The organism is Cohnella cellulosilytica (assembly GCF_042431195.1).
Lineage (GTDB): Bacteria > Bacillota > Bacilli > Paenibacillales > Paenibacillaceae > Cohnella > Cohnella cellulosilytica.
Window position 1 is genome coordinate 23,664 of record NZ_JBHMDN010000030.1, and the last position, 17,932, is coordinate 41,595.

Annotated in this window: 11 protein-coding genes; all 11 read left to right on the forward strand. The window is 60.5% G+C overall.

The genetic code is table 11. The features are described 5' to 3' along the window. Positions 1-18: 18 nt before the first annotated feature. The 11 genes from ACFFT4_RS21580 to ACFFT4_RS21630 all read left to right on the forward strand — a co-directional run bounded on the left by ACFFT4_RS21580 (position 19) and on the right by ACFFT4_RS21630 (position 17,927). Complete coding sequence (locus tag ACFFT4_RS21580) at positions 19-954, forward strand: ABC transporter permease (RefSeq protein WP_378050892.1); 936 nt, start codon at positions 19-21, stop codon at positions 952-954. Between the two features lie 12 nt (positions 955-966). Beyond that, positions 967-1,863, forward strand: a complete 897-nt coding sequence (locus tag ACFFT4_RS21585) for a carbohydrate ABC transporter permease (protein WP_378050893.1) — start codon at positions 967-969, stop codon at positions 1,861-1,863. A gap of 32 nt (positions 1,864-1,895) precedes the next feature. Next, complete coding sequence (locus tag ACFFT4_RS21590) at positions 1,896-3,587, forward strand: ABC transporter substrate-binding protein (protein WP_378050894.1); 1,692 nt, start codon at positions 1,896-1,898, stop codon at positions 3,585-3,587. A 110-nt stretch (positions 3,588-3,697) separates the two neighbouring features. After that, positions 3,698-6,202 carry a glycosyl hydrolase family 95 catalytic domain-containing protein gene (locus ACFFT4_RS21595; RefSeq protein ID WP_378050895.1) on the forward strand — a complete coding sequence of 835 codons (2,505 nt, stop codon included), beginning with the start codon at positions 3,698-3,700 and terminating at the stop codon, positions 6,200-6,202. Further along, on the forward strand, positions 6,199-7,251 hold the full coding sequence (locus ACFFT4_RS21600; RefSeq protein ID WP_378050896.1) for a family 43 glycosylhydrolase: 1,053 nt from the start codon (positions 6,199-6,201) through the stop codon (positions 7,249-7,251). Before ACFFT4_RS21595 ends, ACFFT4_RS21600 begins: the two co-directional genes overlap by 4 nt. Next, positions 7,248-9,623, forward strand: coding sequence for a glycoside hydrolase family 95 protein (locus ACFFT4_RS21605; RefSeq protein ID WP_378050897.1), 2,376 nt, complete (start codon positions 7,248-7,250; stop codon positions 9,621-9,623). Before ACFFT4_RS21600 ends, ACFFT4_RS21605 begins: the two co-directional genes overlap by 4 nt. A gap of 186 nt (positions 9,624-9,809) precedes the next feature. After that, the gene (locus ACFFT4_RS21610) at positions 9,810-12,149 is read left to right on the forward strand and encodes a helix-turn-helix domain-containing protein (protein WP_378050898.1); all 2,340 of its coding nucleotides are present in this window, start codon (positions 9,810-9,812) and stop codon (positions 12,147-12,149) included. 34 nt (positions 12,150-12,183) lie between these two features. After that, the gene (locus ACFFT4_RS21615; protein ID WP_378050899.1) at positions 12,184-14,262 is read left to right on the forward strand and encodes a beta-galactosidase; all 2,079 of its coding nucleotides are present in this window, start codon (positions 12,184-12,186) and stop codon (positions 14,260-14,262) included. 208 nt (positions 14,263-14,470) lie between these two features. Beyond that, on the forward strand, positions 14,471-15,364 hold the full coding sequence (locus ACFFT4_RS21620) for an ABC transporter permease (protein ID WP_378050900.1): 894 nt from the start codon (positions 14,471-14,473) through the stop codon (positions 15,362-15,364). A gap of 18 nt (positions 15,365-15,382) precedes the next feature. After that, positions 15,383-16,261: a carbohydrate ABC transporter permease gene (locus tag ACFFT4_RS21625; protein ID WP_378050901.1), complete on the forward strand. Its 879-nt coding sequence runs from the start codon at positions 15,383-15,385 to the stop codon at positions 16,259-16,261. A 70-nt stretch (positions 16,262-16,331) separates the two neighbouring features. Continuing rightward, positions 16,332-17,927, forward strand: a complete 1,596-nt coding sequence (locus ACFFT4_RS21630; protein WP_378050902.1) for an ABC transporter substrate-binding protein — start codon at positions 16,332-16,334, stop codon at positions 17,925-17,927. Positions 17,928-17,932: the final 5 nt, after the last annotated feature.

Genomic DNA, 17,932 nt, shown 5'->3' on the forward strand with positions numbered 1-17,932 from the left:
AGGGAGGTGTTCGACAACATGGTTTCCGGCACGAGAGCGGGTTTCGCGCAAACGCTCAGGCAGATGGCCAAAGTCTGGCAGCTGTACGCGCTGATTGCGCTGCCGCTCGCCTACATTGTAATCTTCAAGTACGGACCGATGTACGGCGCGCAGATCGCATTCAAGGATTTTTCGGTCACCAGGGGAATTCTGGGCAGCGGTTGGGTGGGCTTCGAGCACTTCGAACGCTTTTTCCGCTCGTACGAGTTCGGAAGAATTTTACGGAATACGGTAGGGCTCAGCTTGTACAGTCTGCTTGCCGGATTTCCGCTGCCGATCATTTTCGCTTTGAGTTTAAACTACGCGGGCAAACGCCTGTTCAAAAAATCCGTGCAAATGATCACGTTCGCGCCGTATTTTATCTCCGTCGTTGTGCTGGCGGGCATCATTCTGCAGTTTCTCGCCATGCGCACCGGCATCGTGAACCTGATCATCGGCTGGCTGGGCTTCGAGCACGTCAATTTCATGGGCACGCCGGGATACTTCAAGACGATTTATGTCGTATCGGAAATTTGGCAGACGATCGGCTTCAATTGCGTGATCTACATTGCCGCGTTGGCCGGCATCGATCCGTCCCAGCACGAGGCGGCGATCGTCGACGGCGCGAGCAAGCTGCAGCGCATTCTCTACGTCGACTTGCCGGGCATTCTGCCGATCGCGGTGACGCTGTTCATTCTGAACACCGGACATGTGCTCGACATCGGGTTCGAGAAAGTGCTGCTGCTGCAAAATCCGTTGAATTTGCGCACGTCGGAAGTCATCGACACTTACGTTTACAAACAGGGACTGACCGCGATGGTGCCCCAATACGATTACACGGCCGCCATCGGCCTGTTCAAATCCGTGATCGGCCTGGCATTGCTGCTGACTGTAAACAAGGTGGCCAAAAAAATCGGACAAACCGGTTTGTGGTAGAAAGGCGAACTCATGGACTATCCTTTTGCGAAGCAATCGTTGGGAGACCGGAGCTTTACGGTCGTGAACTACTTCTTTCTCTGCTTTATGGCGCTGATCGTGCTGTATCCGCTCATCTACATTTTAAGCGCCTCCTTCAGCGACTCGGACGCGGTGATCTCGGGCCGCGTCTGGCTGTGGCCGGTCGAGCCGAACGTGGAAGGCTACAAGGCGATCTTCAAGAACGGCATGATCGGCACCGGCTTCCTGAATTCGCTTCTTTATACGGCGGCCGGCACGGCGATCAACGTCGCGCTGACGGTGCTGGCGGCTTACCCGCTGTCCAGGCATGATTTTGTGGGACGCACTCCGCTGTTGTTTGTATTTTTGTTTACCATGATGTTCACCGGGGGGCTCATTCCGACCTACCTGCTCGTGCAGGACCTCGGGCTGATGGATACGCGCTGGGCGCTGCTGCTGCCGACGGCCATGTCGGTATGGAACATGATCATCACGCGCACCTACTTCCAGACGACGCTACCTCGGGAAATGCTGGAGGCGGCGCATCTGGACGGCTGCAGCGACTTCAAGTATCTGTGGAAAATCGTCATCCCGCTCTCGGGTCCGATTCTGGCGGTCATTACGCTGTTCTATGCGGTTGGCCACTGGAACCAATACTTTAATGCGCTGCTGTACCTGAAGAGCCGCGACCTGCTGCCGTTGCAGATCGTCCTGCGGGAAATACTTGTACAGAACCAGTTGGACCTGAGCATGCTGACCGATGTCGAAGAGGCGGCCAAGCGGGAAGGGCTGCGCGAGCTGCTGAAATATTCGCTGATCGTCGTCTCGTCCGCTCCGATGCTGCTCATTTATCCGTTCGTTCAGAAATTTTTCGTCAAAGGCATTATGATCGGCTCGATCAAGGGCTGATCGCCTACAATTTGAGATCAGGGGGTTCATCCATGAGAAAGTCGGTAAAAACAAGTGGGCTGGCGCTGCTCTGTCTGGCGTTGGCGCTGGCGGGCTGCTCGGGAGGCAACAACAATAAGGGGAACGGCGCAAGCGCGGTGCCTTCCGGAAGCGCTGCGGCGGGCGACGGCGACATCGCGGCTCCGGCCGGCGAGTTCCCGATCGTCGCGGAGAAAACGACGCTTAAAGTTATGGTCATGGGCGACGCCAACGTGGAATCGTTCGAGGACAACGAGTTCACCCGCTGGTACGAGGAGAAGACGAACGTCCATGTGGAATGGGAAGTCGTTCCTCCCTCCAATGCGCTCGACAAGCTGAACCTGACGCTGACGAGCGGCAATCTGCCGGACGTGATCATGAACTTTAACGTGCCCGCGGCACAGCAGGCGATCTACGGCCAGGAAGGCGTTTTTGTGGAATTGACCGATCTCATCGAGAAATTCGGCACGGAGACGAAGAAGATGTTCGCTTCCGATCCGCTGATCAAGCAGATCGCCACCGCTCCGGACGGAAAAATCTATGCGCTGCCCTATGTAAGCGATTGCTATCACTGCACCGTCATCCAGAAGCTGTGGATCTACACGCCTTGGCTGGAGAAGCTTGCCCTGGACATGCCGACGACAACCGAGGAATTTCACCATGTGCTCAAAGCGTTCAAGGAGCAGGACCCGAACGGGAACGGCAAAGCGGACGAAATCCCGTTCGCCGGCTCGATCGCCACTCCGGGCAACAACATCGACAATTTCGTCATGAACGCTTTCATCTACGATAACATCACGCACGATAATTTCGGCTTGCTGCTCAAGGACGGAAAGATCGACGCCGCGTTTAACAAGCCGGAATGGAAGGAAGGACTCCTTTACCTTCACCAGCTGTATGCCGACGGCTTGATCGCTCCCGAATCGCTCACCATGGACAACTCCCAGCTCAAGCAGCTCGGCGAGAACCCGGACGTGCCGCTGCTCGGCGTCGTCTCCGGCCTGCATATGGGCAACTTTACGCAATTTTACGGCGAGAGCGGCCGCTGGCTGGAATACAAGGCAATCCCGCCGCTCAAGGGACCGCAAGGCGTGCAGATCGCCAGCAACACGCCGTATACGGCGGTCAGCGGCCGCTACATCATTACGAATGCGGCCAAGCATCCGGACGTGGCGATGCGTTGGGCGGACGCCTTCTACACGCAGGAAGTGCTGCTGAACGGCAAATACGGCCGGGAAGGCATCGAATGGAGCAAGGCCGACGCGGACCAGATGGGAATCGACGGCAAGCCGGCGCTGTTCCAGGCGCTTACGCCGACCAGCGGCGCGCAGAAGATTCACTGGTACAACAGCTTCCCGATGAACGAAACGAACGAATTCCGCCTTGGATGGGCCGTGACGGACCCCGATTCGGTCGAGCCGATCCTGTATGCCGAGACGCAGAAATACGAAGCGTTCAAAAACCCGAACGAGGACGTCATTCCGCCGCTTTACTTCACGACCGAGCAATCCAACGAGATCGCGAATCTGAAATCGACGATCGACGGACAAGTGCGCGAGATGAACGCCCGGTTCATTCTCGGCGACGCCAAGCTGGACAGCGAATGGGACGCGTACGTCGAGCGTCTGAACAGCATGAACCTGAAGCGGATGCTGGAGATTTATCAGGAAGCCTACGACACGATGAAGCGGAACCAGGCCGGTTGATCGTCGTCGGGAAAACAAGATAAAGAGTAGCCGGCTGAAGTCTCGGCCGTTCACGGAGAGCGACGATCGGCGTTGCTCTCCGCAAATTTACAGGACGCGGGGGACTAAGCATGAATGGTCAAAGGACGCCCGAAGGCGCAACCTTCAGGGCGATCGAACGGGCGGCTCTGCATCCGATTGTCTGTTCGCGGATCGCGCCGGATTTTTTCTCCGGAGGACTGCTGGGCAACGGCGGCATGGGCGTCGTCGTCACGACCCGGCCGGATGCGGTCGTGCTTTATTTCGGACACAACGGCGTGTGGGACCAGCGGATCGCGGAGCTCGATCCGGCCCGCGTCGGCACGTTCGAGGACGTGTTCCGCAGACTGCGGGAGCTGCCGGCGGATCTGGATTCGCTGGTGGAGGACGAGTGGTACCGGGAATATTGTTTGATGCTCAAGGAGCCTTACAACAAGCCGTATCCCCGGCCGATGCCGTGCGGGTCCGTCGTTCTCGGCTTCGACCGCCGGAAGGCGGAAATCGTCGGGCACACGGTCGACATCGCCCGCGGGACGTGCGAAGTCGGGTTTCTCGTCGGAGGCGAGCCGGCGACGCTGCGCCTATTCGCGGAGCCGACGGACGACCGGCTGTGGCTGAGCTTCGAAGGGGCGGACGGCCTTCCGGCGGCCGCGCCGTTTAACCGGGTCCGGCTCATGCCGGACCCCTCCACGCCGTCCGACATTCCGGCCGCGGAGCGAACGGTTGACCCGGCCGCCGGCACGCTGTCTTTCCGGCAGACGCTGCCCTATTCGGAAGCCGCCGGAGTGCGGCACGGGAAGGACAAAGCGTTTCGCCTGACGGTTACGCTGTCCGACGCGCTGGAGCCGCTGCGCGTCAACAACATGACGCGGAACGGCATTGTGGCCACGCATCTCGACGATTACATGGACAAGGACGGCGGCGACCGGCTCGAGCGCGCGCTCCGGCCGGCCGGCGTCTTCCTCGCCGCGGTCGAGCTCGAGCATGGATGGGACCGGGACGTGTCCTCCGCTGCCAAGCCGGCGCGCGGGAAGGCCGCTGCGGAAGCCGGGGACAACGGTCTCGGCGAGCAAGCGCTGCAGGACGCGCGGGAACGGACCCGCGAAGCGTACGAATCGTTCTGGAGCCGCTCGGGCGTGAAGCTGGACGATGAGGCGCTGGAGCGGACGTGGTACCGGAACCTGTACTTTTTCCAATGCGGCGTCCGGGAAGGCGTCACTTGTCCGGGTTTGTTCGCCAACTGGCTGCACGACAGGATCGGATCGGCGTGGCACGGCGACTATCATCTGGATTACAATACGCAGCAGCCGTTCTGGCTCGCTTTTTCCGCCAACCATGCCGAACGCCATTTGCCTTATGTGGAGATGGTTCACCATATCACGCCGGTCAGCCGCAAGTGGGCCGAGGAGTATTACGGGCTGCCGGGCGCGTTCTACCCGGTGTCGGCTTATCCCGTCGACATGACGATCAACCCGAACGCGGGACCGCCCTTCGGCTGGGTCATGTGCACGACGCCGTGGGTCGTGCAAAGCCTGTGGTGGCATTACCTGTATACGATGGACCTCTCTTTCCTGCGGCACCGGGGCTTCGAACCGATCCGGCTGGCCGCGCAGTTCATGGCCGCCTACATGAGACGGCCGGACGCGCGGCGGGAGAACGACGGCGTCTATCGCATCTTCCCGACCGTGCCGCCCGAACTGTACGGGCTGACGCCCGGCCTTGCTCTGAACGCCGACAGCCTGACGGACATCACGCTGTTCCGCTTTGTGTTCCGCGCCTATCTTCAAGCGTGCGAGGCGCTGGACGTCGTGGAGGCGGAGGCGGATCTGATGGCCGAAGTCGCCGACGCGCTGGCGCATATGCCCGAGCACCCGACCGCGGAAACGGCGGACGGCGGGCGGGTGTTCGTGTCCGTGCCGGACGAAAACCCGGAGATGGTCTACAACACGCCCAACAGCGCCTTTACGGTGTTTCCCGGCGAGGAGCACGGCCTTCATTCGCCGCCGGAATTGTACGAGCTGGCCTGCCGTTCGTACTTGAACCACCGCAACGAAGGCGGCAACGAGCTTGTATTCTATCATCTGCAAGGGGCCCGGCTGGGCATCCTCGATCTTGAGAAGTTCAAGCGGCAGATCGAATACTGCCTGATGCCCAACGGCGCGTGCACGGATATGGTGCTGCAAACCGGCGGCCGCTACGAGGATTCCCTGCGCTTCGACTTCATGTCCCGGATGGGCGTCTGGTTCGAAAACACCGCGCTGCCCGTCGTCATCAACGAATGTCTGCTGCAAAGCTACAACGGCGTGCTGCGGCTGTTCCCGAACTGGCCGGCCGGGCGATCCGCGGAATTCCGCACCTTGCGGGCCGTGGGCGGCTTCCTGGTCAGCGCGGAACGGCGCGACGGGCGGACGGAATGGGTCGAGGTGCTGTCCGAAGCGGGCGGCAGGCTGCGCATGTACGCCCCCTGGCCCGAAGGCGCGATGTGCAGCCGCGGCGGAGCGGCGGCAACGGCCATTGACGGAGAGATCGGGCTGGATACCGCGCCGGGAGAGACGCTCCGGTTCGTCCGGCTGCGGCATACGGAGGAGAAGCAATGAACATTACGCCCTATTTGACCCCGTACAAGTACGGCCGACCGGTGCTGACCGGCTCCGGCAAGCCGGGCAGCTTCGACAGCAGCGCGGTCGATTGTCCGTTCGTGTTCCGGCACCTGGACCGGTTCTTCATGATGTACGTCGGCTTCGACGGCGTCGGATACCAGACGGCGCTGGCGACGAGCGGCGATCTGCTGAACTGGGAGCCGTACGGCGTCATTCTGGAGCGCAACGGGTCGGGAAACTGGGATTCCAAAAATGTTGCCGGAACGTGGATGATGCGGGACAACGAGCTGAGCGGACCGGCGACGCTGAAAAAATGGGACGGCAAGTATTGGCTCGTCTACCACAGCTACCCCGAGGACGGCTACGAGGAAGGCGCGGCCCGGATCGGCATCGCCTGGTCCGAGGACGAGCGCCTGCTGGAATGGCATCGGCTGCCCGAGCCGATTCTGACGCCCGAGACGGGCGCCGATTGGGAGCGCGGAGGCTTGTACAAGGAATGTCTGGTCGAGCACGACGGCACGTTCTACCTGTTCTACAACGCGAAAAATCAAAATACGCCGGGATGGGTCGAGCAGACCGGCGTGGCGACATCGAACGATCTCGCCAATTGGACCCGCCACGCCGGCAACCCGGTGCTGCGCGTCGACGAGATCGGGTGGAAGCGCGGATTCGTCAGCGATCCGTGCGTGCTGAGGAACGGCGGCGAATGGGTGATGTTTTTCTTCGGCTACGATTACCGGAAAGCCGAAGAAGGCGTGGCCGTCTCGGCCGATCTGCTGCGCTGGGAGGCCCATCCGGACCCGATCGTCCCGGTAGGCGCGGCAGGCGAGCTGGATGAGACTTACGCCCACAAGCCTTCGGTCGTCATGCACGACGGCGTGCTGTACCACTTTTACTGCGCCGTGCGGCCTTCCCGCGAAGACGACCCGGCCAGCAGCAACAACGGGCGCGAATTCCGCACGATCGCCGTCGCCGCCTCCCGCGACCTGAGCCGGGAACGGTCCGCGTCGTCCGGCGCGAGTACAAACGAGGAGGGTCCGGAATGAAACTTCAATATATCGAACCCGCCCGCAGATGGACCGAAGCGCTTCCGATCGGCAACGGCCGGCTCGGCGCGATGATCCACGGCCATGTGGAGTCCGAACTGCTGCAGCTGAACGAGGATTCGCTCTGGTCGGGCGGCCGCAAGGAGTGGGAAGCGCCCGGCGCCAAGGCGTCGCTGCAGGCGGTGCGCGAGCTGCTCGCTTCGGGCAAATACGCGGAAGCGAGCCTGCGCTGCAAGGAGCTGATGGGTCCGTACAACGAGGCCTATATGCCGCTCGGAGATTTGCGCCTTCATTTCGAGCACGGCAACCTGGCTTCGGAGTATGAGCGATCGCTCGATCTGCGCGACGGCATCTCCCGCGTCGGCTATACGATCGGCGGCGTGCGGCATACGCGGGAAATATTCGCTTCTTATCCGGACAAGGCAATCGTCGTCCGGCTGGAGGCGAGCGAGCCGGGGAGGCTCACGTTCCATGCGCGGCTGGGCAGCCCGCTCCGCCACCGAACGCTCTCGGAGGCCGGGAGCCTGATCCTGCGGGGCAGCGCGCCGGAATATTGCGCTCCGAATCACCAGAACCCGGACGAGCCGATCCGCTACGGCGAGTACGACACGACGACGGCGATCCGCTTCGAGGGCCGGCTCGGGGCGCGGTGCGAAGGCGGCGCGGCGTCGGTCGACCACGACGGCCTGCACGTCCGCGGCGCGACCGCGGCCACGCTCGTCTTCTGCGCGGCGACCAGCTTCAACGGCTTCGACCGCTCGCCGCTGACCGAAGGCCGCGATCCCGCGGCGCTGTCCGCGGGCCATCTGGCGGATGCGCTGGAGCGGGATTACGCGGAGCTGCACCGCAGCCATGTCGACGACTACCGCGCGCTGTTCGACCGCGTCGAGCTGCGGCTCGGCGAGCCGCTCGCGCCGGCCGGCATGCCGACCGGCAAGCGAATCGAAGCATACGGCGGCGGCGATCTCGGATTGGTGGAGCTGCTGTTCCAGTACGGCCGCTATCTGACGATCGCCAGCTCGCGGCCGGGTTCCCTGGCGTCCAACCTCCAAGGCATCTGGAACAAGGACACCCGCCCGACGTGGAGCAGCAATTATACGATCAACATCAATACGCAGATGAACTACTGGCCGGCGCTGACGGGCAACCTGGCCAGCTGCCACGAGCCGATGCTGGCGTTCGTCGCCGACATGGCCGCCAGCGGCCGCAAGACGGCCGCAACATACGGCATGCGCGGCTGGATGGCGCATCATTGCACGGACGTCTGGTGCATCACGTCGCCGAGCGGCGGCTACGGGAACGGCGAGGCGCACTGGGCCAGCTGGACGATGGCCGGCCCTTGGCTCTCCCGGCATCTGTGGGAGCATTACGAATTTCTGGACGACCTGCGGTTTCTTCGCGAGCGGGCTTATCCGATCATGAAAGAAGCCGCGGTATTCTGCCTCGATTGGCTGTACGAGGACGAAGACGGCTATCTGGTGACCGGACCGTCCACTTCGCCGGAGCACCGGTTCCATGCCGCCGACGGACTGGCCGGCGTGAGTCGGGCTTCCACGATGGACATGCAGCTCATCTGGGACCTGTTCACCAACTGCATCTCCGCTTCCGAAGCGCTGGACAGCGACTGCGAATTTCGCGACCGGCTGGTATCGGCCCGCGCTCGGCTGTATCCGATGCGAGTCGGCCGGCATGGACAGCTGCAGGAATGGTCGGTCGATTTCGAGGAGCACGACGTTCATCACCGCCACATCGCGCATATGTACGGGGTCTATCCCGGCCGCCAGCTGACGCGCCGGGAGACGCCCGAGCTGTTCGCTGCCGCTCGGCGCGCCCTCGAGCGGCGCGGCGACGACGGGACCGGCTGGAGCCTTGCCTGGAAGATCGGCCTGTGGGCCCGCTTCGGCGACGGAAACCGCGCGATGACGTTCGTCCGCAAGCTGATGCAGCTGTGCGAGACCGAGGAGAAGAACTATCATTCCGGCGGCATCTACGCCAACCTGTTCGACGCGCATCCGCCGTTCCAGATCGACGGCAATTTCGGCTTCACCGCCAGTCTGATCGAGCTGCTGGTCGGCTCGCATCAGGGCTTCATCGAGCTCTTGCCCGCCCTGCCCGACGACTGGCCGGCGGGCTTCATCAAGGGCGTGCGGGCACGCGGCGGGTTCGAGGTGTCGCTGCGCTGGACGGACGGCAAGCCGACGGAGGCGGCAATCGTCTCTCACGCCGGCAGGACATGCCGGCTTTACGCCCCCCGTCCGCTGACCGTCGAGGAATCCGGCGGCGCGACGGTGGAGACTACGGCCGAAGGCGGCGATCTCGTCGCGTTCGCCACCGAACGCGGACGCACGTACCGGATTCGCTTCGACGGCTGACCGGTTCGCCGCGCGATCGGCATTTGAATATTAATGTGCAATTGCCAATAATCCTTCCCGCCGGCCGGTGAACATCCTTCCGCGATTGTGGTATCCTTGTGAAACGGCAAACCAAACGAGTCGCATATCGACTGGTAAGCGTTTTCAATCGACGGTGGGTCATACCGGTTGCGGGAGGGACGGCATATGCTGGCGAAAATGAGAGAGAAAAACAAGTCGATCTGGCTGCGCTTTTTTATACCGTATTTGATCATTCTGGTCGTCCCGCTGCTGATCGGTCTGTTTATGTATTACAAAACGTCCGAAATGATGTCGAACGAGGCCAGCAAGTCCAATCTGATCCTGTTGAATCAGGCCAAGGCGGCAATCGACGGCCGGCTGTCGGAGATCGAGCTGTTCACGCAGCAGATCCGCGCGAAATCGAGCGTCGTCGGTTTCTTGAGCGTGCAAGAACCGTATCGCGGCTCCAATCTGATCCGCCTGATGGAGCTGCGCGACAGCCTGGCCGATTACGGGCTGTACAACAATTTTGTACTCGAGTACGCGCTGCTGTTCAAGAACAGCGAGATCGCGCTGACTTCGCACAAGACTTACACGATTCCCAAGCTGTACGAGCATTACCTGAATTTCGAAGGCATGGCATACGCGGCATGGTACGAGCGGCTGCTGGACGACTATCACAACCGCGACTATTTACCGGCCCAGTCCGTCGTCCTCGACGGCAAGAGCTACGCCGCGGTGCCGTACATCCAATCGTTCGGGCTGTCATCCAATTCGCAGGGCGCGGTCCTGATGCTGATCGACGACCGGGCGATCCGGCAGCTGCTCGGCGGCATTGACGTATCGAACGGCGGATGGGCGTACATTGCCGACCGCGACGGCACGGTCATCACCTCGCTCGCGGGCGGGGACGGCATGCGGGCGGCGCCGGTGGCGCTCGGGGACGGGCAGACGTCCGGCTTCGCCAACCGCAGGATCGACGGCAAGCCGATGAGCGTCACCTACACGACTTCGGACTACAACGGCTGGCAATACGTCGCCGTGCAGCCGACGTTTGTCGTCATGAACAAAGTCAATTACATCAAGCGGATGACGTCGACCGTGCTGGGCGTATCGCTGCTGATCGGCCTGTTCTGCGCGCTGTATTTGTCCTACCGGAACAGCTGGCCGGTGCGGACGATGGTCGCCCGCCTGTCGGACATGCTGTCGTTCGAGCAGGGACTGACGAAGGACGTCTACGGAGCGATCGAGAATACCATTGTGCGGCTCGCCTCCAACAACAAGGAGCTCAAGACGGAGATCGAGGCGCAGATGCCGTTCCTCCGCACGGCGTTCCTGCAGCGGCTGCTGACGGAAAACTTCATGACCATGGAGGAAATCGCGGCCCAGCAAAGACATATCGGCATCGATCTGGACGGCGGCTTGTATTACGTCGCGGTTATGCAGTTCGACCGGGACAGCCTGATCGACGACGCGGCGATGCTCGAGGAGCTCGACGTCAAGCGGGTCGTGGCCAAGGAAATCGTGCGCGCCGTATCCGAAACGGACGTCTATTTCCACGATGTCGGCGAGAACAAAACGGCGATGCTGTTCGTCTGCGCCGGCGCCGACGGAGCGGCTTGCAGGCGGATGCTGGACGCCGATCTGGAGCGCGCGGAGCAGCTGTTCCGGCAGAAATGCGAAGATCGGCTGAGCTTCGCCGTCGGCAGCGGCTATTCCAACCTGCTCGAGGTGCCGCGCTCCTTCGAAGAAGCGAAGCGGGCGCTCAACTTCCTGCGCCGCGAGCTTGAGGAGGGCATTCTCTGGTATGCCGACCTGCCCGCGTCGAACGACAACTACGTATATCCCGGCGACCTGGAGATCCGGCTGATCAATTACGCCAAAGCGGGCAGCCGCAGAGAGGCCGGCGACATTCTAGCCCAGCTGCGCAAATGGAATTTGCGCGACCGGCAGCTTACTCCGTACATGTTCCGGCTGTTCCTGTACGACCTGGCGGGCAGCTTCATCAAGCTGGTCGACCAGGCGCCCGTCGCCGAGGCGGAAATTCGCGACTTTGTGCAGCGGATGGTGGAGGAAGACGAAGTGCTCGACCAGGACGCCATGTTCGCGCTGGTGACCGAGATGTTTCTGAAAATTTGCGATACCGTGGAAAGCCGCAAAAAAAGCCACAACAGCACGATGATCCGGGATATTCTCGCCTTCCTGGACACCGCCTACCCGGACGAATCGCTGAATCTGATCGCGGTGGCGGATCGTTTTCATATATCGGAGATGTATTTGTCGCAGTTTTTCAAGGAGCAGACCGGCGTCAACTTCTCCAGCTACGTCGAGGAGCTGCGGATGGAGCGGGCGCGCCAGTTGCTTGCTGCTACCAAGCTGTCCGTTAACGAAATTGCCTTGGCCGTCGGCTACAATTCGTCCAACACCTTCTGCCGCGCATTCAAGCGCATCCATGCGACGACGCCGCTGGTTTACCGGAAAAATGCGCCGAAGAAACCGGACGCGCTCGCCTCGCGCGATCAATGACAAATCCAAGAAAGCTGAAGAGGTGCCTGAGAAAATGAATCGCCATATCAACGACAACAACGGCGAACACGTCGGCTACGGCGCCGGACTGAAGTTCGGCGTCGATTATTACCCCGAGCATTGCCCGCGCGAAGCGTGGGAATGGGACGCGGACGGGATGCGGGATATGGGCATCGACCTGGCGCGGCTGGCCGAATTCGCATGGGCGAAGCTGGAGCCGGAAGAAGGCCGGTTCGACTTCGCCTGGCTCGACGAGTCGATCCGCATTCTGCATGAACGGGGGATCAAGATCGTGCTGGGGACGCCGACCGCCGCTCCGCCCGTCTGGCTGATGGAGCGCAGTCCGGACGTGTACCCGGTGACGGCAGACGGCCGAACGATGAGCTTCGGCGGCCGGCATCACGATTGCCAGTCCAACGCGACGTATCGCGCGGACGTCCGCCGGATCGTGAGGGCGATGGCGGAGCACTACAAGGACAACCCGGCCGTCGTCGGTTGGCAGACCGACAACGAGCTGGGCAACAGCCACCAGCCGCTGTGCTATTGCGATTCCTGCCAAAGCCGCTTCCAGCAATGGCTGGCCGAACGCTACGGCACGATCGAGGCGCTGAACGCCGCCTGGGGAACGATTTTCTGGAGTCAGACGTACGCCCGTTTCGAACAGATACCCGCGCCGAAGCCGACGCCGAATTCGCATAACCCGTCGCATCTGCTCGCCTGGAAAAGGTTCTGCTCCGATCTGGTCGTCGACTTCCAGAAGGAGCAGGTGCGGATTTTGCGCGAGGTTTGCCCTCGTCATTTCGTTACGCACAATTTCATGGGCTTTTTCGACAAGACCGATTACTTCGAGCTGGCCAAGGATCTCGATTTCGCTTCCCACGATCAGTATCCGATGCTGTTCCTCGAGGAACGGATTCAGCGCAGCTCTCCCTCCCACCTCGGCATGGCGCTCGATCTGATGCGGGGAACGAAGGAGCGGCCTTTCTGGATCATGGAGCAGCTGGCGGGCCCGACCGGCACGGAAATTCTCGGCTCGACGCCGCGTCCCGGGCAGATGCGCCTGTGGACGTACCAGTCGGTCGCGCACGGCGCCGACGCGATCGTCTATTTCCGCTGGGATACGGCGCTCGTCGGCAGCGAGCAATATTGGCACGGCATTCTGCCGCACAGCCGCGTTCCGGGCCGCCGGCACGCGGAGCTCAAGCGGACGATCGCCGAGCTGTCTCCGCACATGGACGCCTTCCGCGGCGCGATGCCGGAAGCCGAAGTCGGCATCCTGTTCAGCTACGACCAGGAGTGGGCCATGCAAATTCAGCCCCACCACCCGTCGCTGCACTATGTCAAACATCTGCACCGCTACTACCATGCGTTCTTCGAACGGAACGTGCCGGTCGATCTCGTGTCCGAGCACGCGGACTTGTCGAGGTACAAGGCGCTGGTCGCTCCGCTGATGTTTCTGACCCGGCCGGAGCTCGTCGGGAAGCTGCGCGACTATGCCGCGTCCGGCGGCCGTCTGCTGCTCGACATGCGCGCAGGGGTGAAGGATTGGGACAACGCGGTCGTTCCCTTGACGCTGCCCGGCGAATACGCCGAGATGGCAGGCATCCGCATCGAAGACTACGACTGCTTGCGGCAGTTCGGACAGGCCGTGCGCTGGCTCGGAGACGCGGCGGACAAGACGGACGAGGCAGACGAGGCAGCCAATCTGTGGTGCGACATCGTTACGCTCGACGGAGCCGAAGCGCTTGCCGAGTATACGCTCGATTACTACGCGAATACGCCGGCGGTTACCCGCAACGCGTTCCGCGACGGGCTTGTCTACTACGTCGGCACGCAGCTGGGGCCGGCGATGATGGCCAACCTGGCCGCGGAGCTGATTCGCGATTCCGGAATTGCGCCCATCGCCGAAGCCGCGGAGGGAGTTGAATGGGTGCGACGCAGAGGCCGGGACGGCGATCACCTTTTCGCCCTGAACCATCGAGCCGAGCCTGCCCAACTCCATATCCCCGAGCATTATAAAATGCTGGCCGGCGACGGCGCGCCCCGCGATGGCCGACTGGCCCTCCCTGCCTATGGAACGGCGCTGCTCTACGCACCGGCCAGCCAAAGTTAAATCATAGCCGCCATCGTCGACTTAGAACCGCCTGATCGGACTCCAAAAAAGTCCGATTAGGCGGTTTTCTTAGTTTTAAGCGATTTTTAAACTTTATTTTCCGAACGCGGGAAAGCAAGATGGGAGTACGGCCGCGGCGGAATACGAGCGGCTCGGGCGGCCCGGACCAATCGGCCGCGGAATCCACGGAAGACAGAGGAGGAGATCCATGAATCGGGCGCTCTATTATATGGCGCTGCCAGGGCTTTTGTATTTTTTCGTATTTTGCTATTTGCCGATGTTCGGAGTTGTAATCGCCTTTAAAAATTACAACTTCACCGACGGCATCTTCCGCAGTCCGTGGGCGGGCTTCGACAACTTCGAGTTTTTTTTCACCTCGCCGGACTTGTTCCGGGTGACGTACAACACGTTGTTCCTGAACGGCTTGTTCATTACCGTCGGAACGGCGGTCGCCGTCGCCGTCGCGGTGCTGCTTAACGAGATTCGCGGCAAATACGGCGCGCGGACGTTCCAGACGCTCATTTTTTTCCCTTATTTTATTTCGTGGATCGTCGTGTCGCTGTTTCTCGGGACATTCCTTGCTTACGAGAAGGGGATCATCAACAAGCTGCTGACCGGTTTCGGACTGGAGCGGGTCGACTTTATGAACAGTCCGGAGCTGTGGCCCGCCATCCTCGTCATCGTCTACTTGTGGAAAACGACCGGCTACGGCGTCATCATCTACTTGGCCGCGATCGCCGGCGTCAATCCGGAATATTACGAAGCCGCCCGCATCGACGGGGCGAGCCGGCTGCAGCAAATCATGCGGATTTTGCTACCGCAGCTTCGCCCGACGATTCTGGTGCTGCTCATCTTGGCGGTGGGGCGCATTTTCTACGGAGATTTCGGCATGATTTACGCGCTTGTCGGCGACAACGGCCAGCTGTATTCGACGACCGACGTCATCGACACTTACGTATTCCGCTCCATGCGAACGCTTGGAGACATGGGCATGACCTCGGCGGTCGGCCTGTATCAGTCCTTCATGGGACTGATCATGGTTCTGATCACGAACTGGATTTCCAAAAAGCTGAGCGACGACAACAAGGGCGTTCTCTTCTGACACGGAGGATTATAAGGAATGGTCGAATATAAAACCTTCGGGTTTCGCCTGTTTAACGCAGCCAACTACGCGCTGTTCGCGCTGCTCGGAATCGTCTGCCTGGTGCCGTTCCTGATCGTGCTCGGCAGCTCGTTCGAAACCGAGCAGGTGCTGAAAGACAATGGATTTTCGCTTATACCGAAGCAGTTCACCTTATACGCTTACAGCACCGTCTTCCAGTTGAACACCGTCGTCCAGTCGTTTCTGGTCAGCATATCAGTTACGCTTCTCGGCACGCTGATGGCGATTACCGTCACCGCGCTGCTCGCCTATCCGCTGGCGCAGAAAGAGATGAAAGGGCGCGGGGCGCTGCTTGCCTTCGTCCTGTTGACCATGCTGTTCAACGGGGGAATCGTTCCCTGGTACATTTTGATCAGCAAATATTTGCAACTGAAGGACACGCTGTGGGTGCTCATCCTGCCGTATCTGGTCAACCCGTTTAATATGTTCGTGCTCAAAAGCTTCTTCGAGACGATTCCGAAGGAAATCGGCGAATCGGCCCGAATCGACGGCGCCGGACATCTGCGGACGTTTCTGAGCATCGTCGCACCGCTCTCGATGCCGGGCCTGGCGACGATTTCCCTGTTCTACGCGCTCGGTTATTGGAACGACTGGTGGCTGTCGCTGAATTTCATCGAGTCGGACCGACTCGTTCCCGTGCAACTGCTGCTGAAGAAAATGATTTCCAACCTGACGTTCATCTCCAGTCAGATCGATACATCGAAATTCATTCAAGTGCCCGCCAACGGCGTTCAGATGGCGACCACGATCATCTCGATCGGTCCGATCATCGCGGCCTACCCTTACATCCAGAGGTACTTCGTGAAAGGGTTGACCATCGGGGGCATCAAGGGCTAATACGGTCTCAACGATCGACGGCTACTCACCGATTATCGGTATAGCATACAACTCACGGGAGGTTATTCATTTGCTAAAGAGAGAACGCTTCATTCCGGCTCTAACGCTTCTGCTGGCTCTGCTGATCGCGCTCGCCGGCTGCTCGTCGGGAGGAGGGAACGAGGCACCGGCCGCCTCGTCGTCGGCATCTGGCTCTGCTCCGTCCTCGGAGGCTTCACCGTCGGCGTCCGCGGAGGAAAAGCTCGAACAGGTCGAATTGAAGCTCATCTTGCCCGGCGACAAGCCCCAGCGCTACGACGAGGTCATCAAGGCGCTGAACGAGCGGCTGACGGCGGAAATCCAGGCTACGCTGAACATCCAGTACATTCCGTGGGACAGCTATAAGGACCAGATTCTGGTCAAGCTGGCGGCAGGCGAAAACTTCGATTTCTTCTACCATGGCTGGTGGATTCAGTATGCTCAAGTGCTGGCCAAAGGCGGAGCGATGGACATTACCGATCTGTTCCCGAAGTACGCACCTGATCTGTATAACGGGTTGACCGCGGAGTACGTCGATACGAACCGCTACCAGGACAAAATCTATGGCATTCCGGTTCCCGGACCGCTAGAGTACCCGCAGGGCTACAATTTCCGTGCCGATCTGGCGGAGAAATACGGCTATAGTCCTGAAGATTTCCAAACGATCGAGGATACGATCGAATTCGGTCGTACGGTCATGGCCGCGGACAAGTCGAGAGTCATGGGGCGGTTTAACGGGGAATATTCGGGCAACTACCAGTCCGTGGCGTTCCTCGGCATGCAGCGGGAGTATATTCCGAGCAACGACTTCAATTCGCCCGGCATCTTGCTGAACAACGAACCGCAGGTCGTCAACCAGTTCGAGACGCAGCAGTACAGGGACTTCTTGAAGCTGCAGAGTCAGGTATGGAACGAAGGGCTCGTCGACAAGGATTCGCTATCCAGCAAATCGAACGTCGTGACCGATGCCAACACGGACATCAGCGTCATCGGAGGCATGGGCAACCCTCCCGAAGGCTGGCTCGGCGACCGGACGGAGGCTCTGTCGAAGATCGAGCCCGGGGCGCGCATCAACTTCGTGTTTCTGGAGAAGGGCGCGAAGATGGTCAGCTCGTTCAAAGCCGGCAACTTCACCGTCATTTCTCCCTCTTCCAAGAAGCCCGAACGCGTTCTCATGTTCCTTAATTTGCTCTACAAGGACAAATCGTTCCGGGACCTGTATCTGTACGGAGTCGAGGGCCAAGATTTTATCGCGATTGGCGACGACCAGTTCAAATACCCCGACGGCCTGGATAAAACGAATGTGTTCTTCAACGAATGGTGGATGGTAACGCCATGGTCCAATACCCGCATTTCTGCAAACGCCACTGAGACGGATAAGAAAACGATCTCGTTCCTGACCGATCCGGCCAACTTCGAGAAATCGATCATCGCCGGCTTCGAATTCAATCCGGATGCGGTTAAATCGGAAATCTCCAAAGTATCGGCCGTCGTATCCGAGTACCGCAAGGTGCTGGAAAGCGGCTCGGGCAGCCCTCAGCAGCAGGATGCGAAGTATGCGGAGTTTATCGATAAGATGAAGCGGGCCGGCGTCGACAAAATCATCGAGGAAAAGCAGAGGCAAATCGACGAGTTCCTGGCGCAGTAACGTAC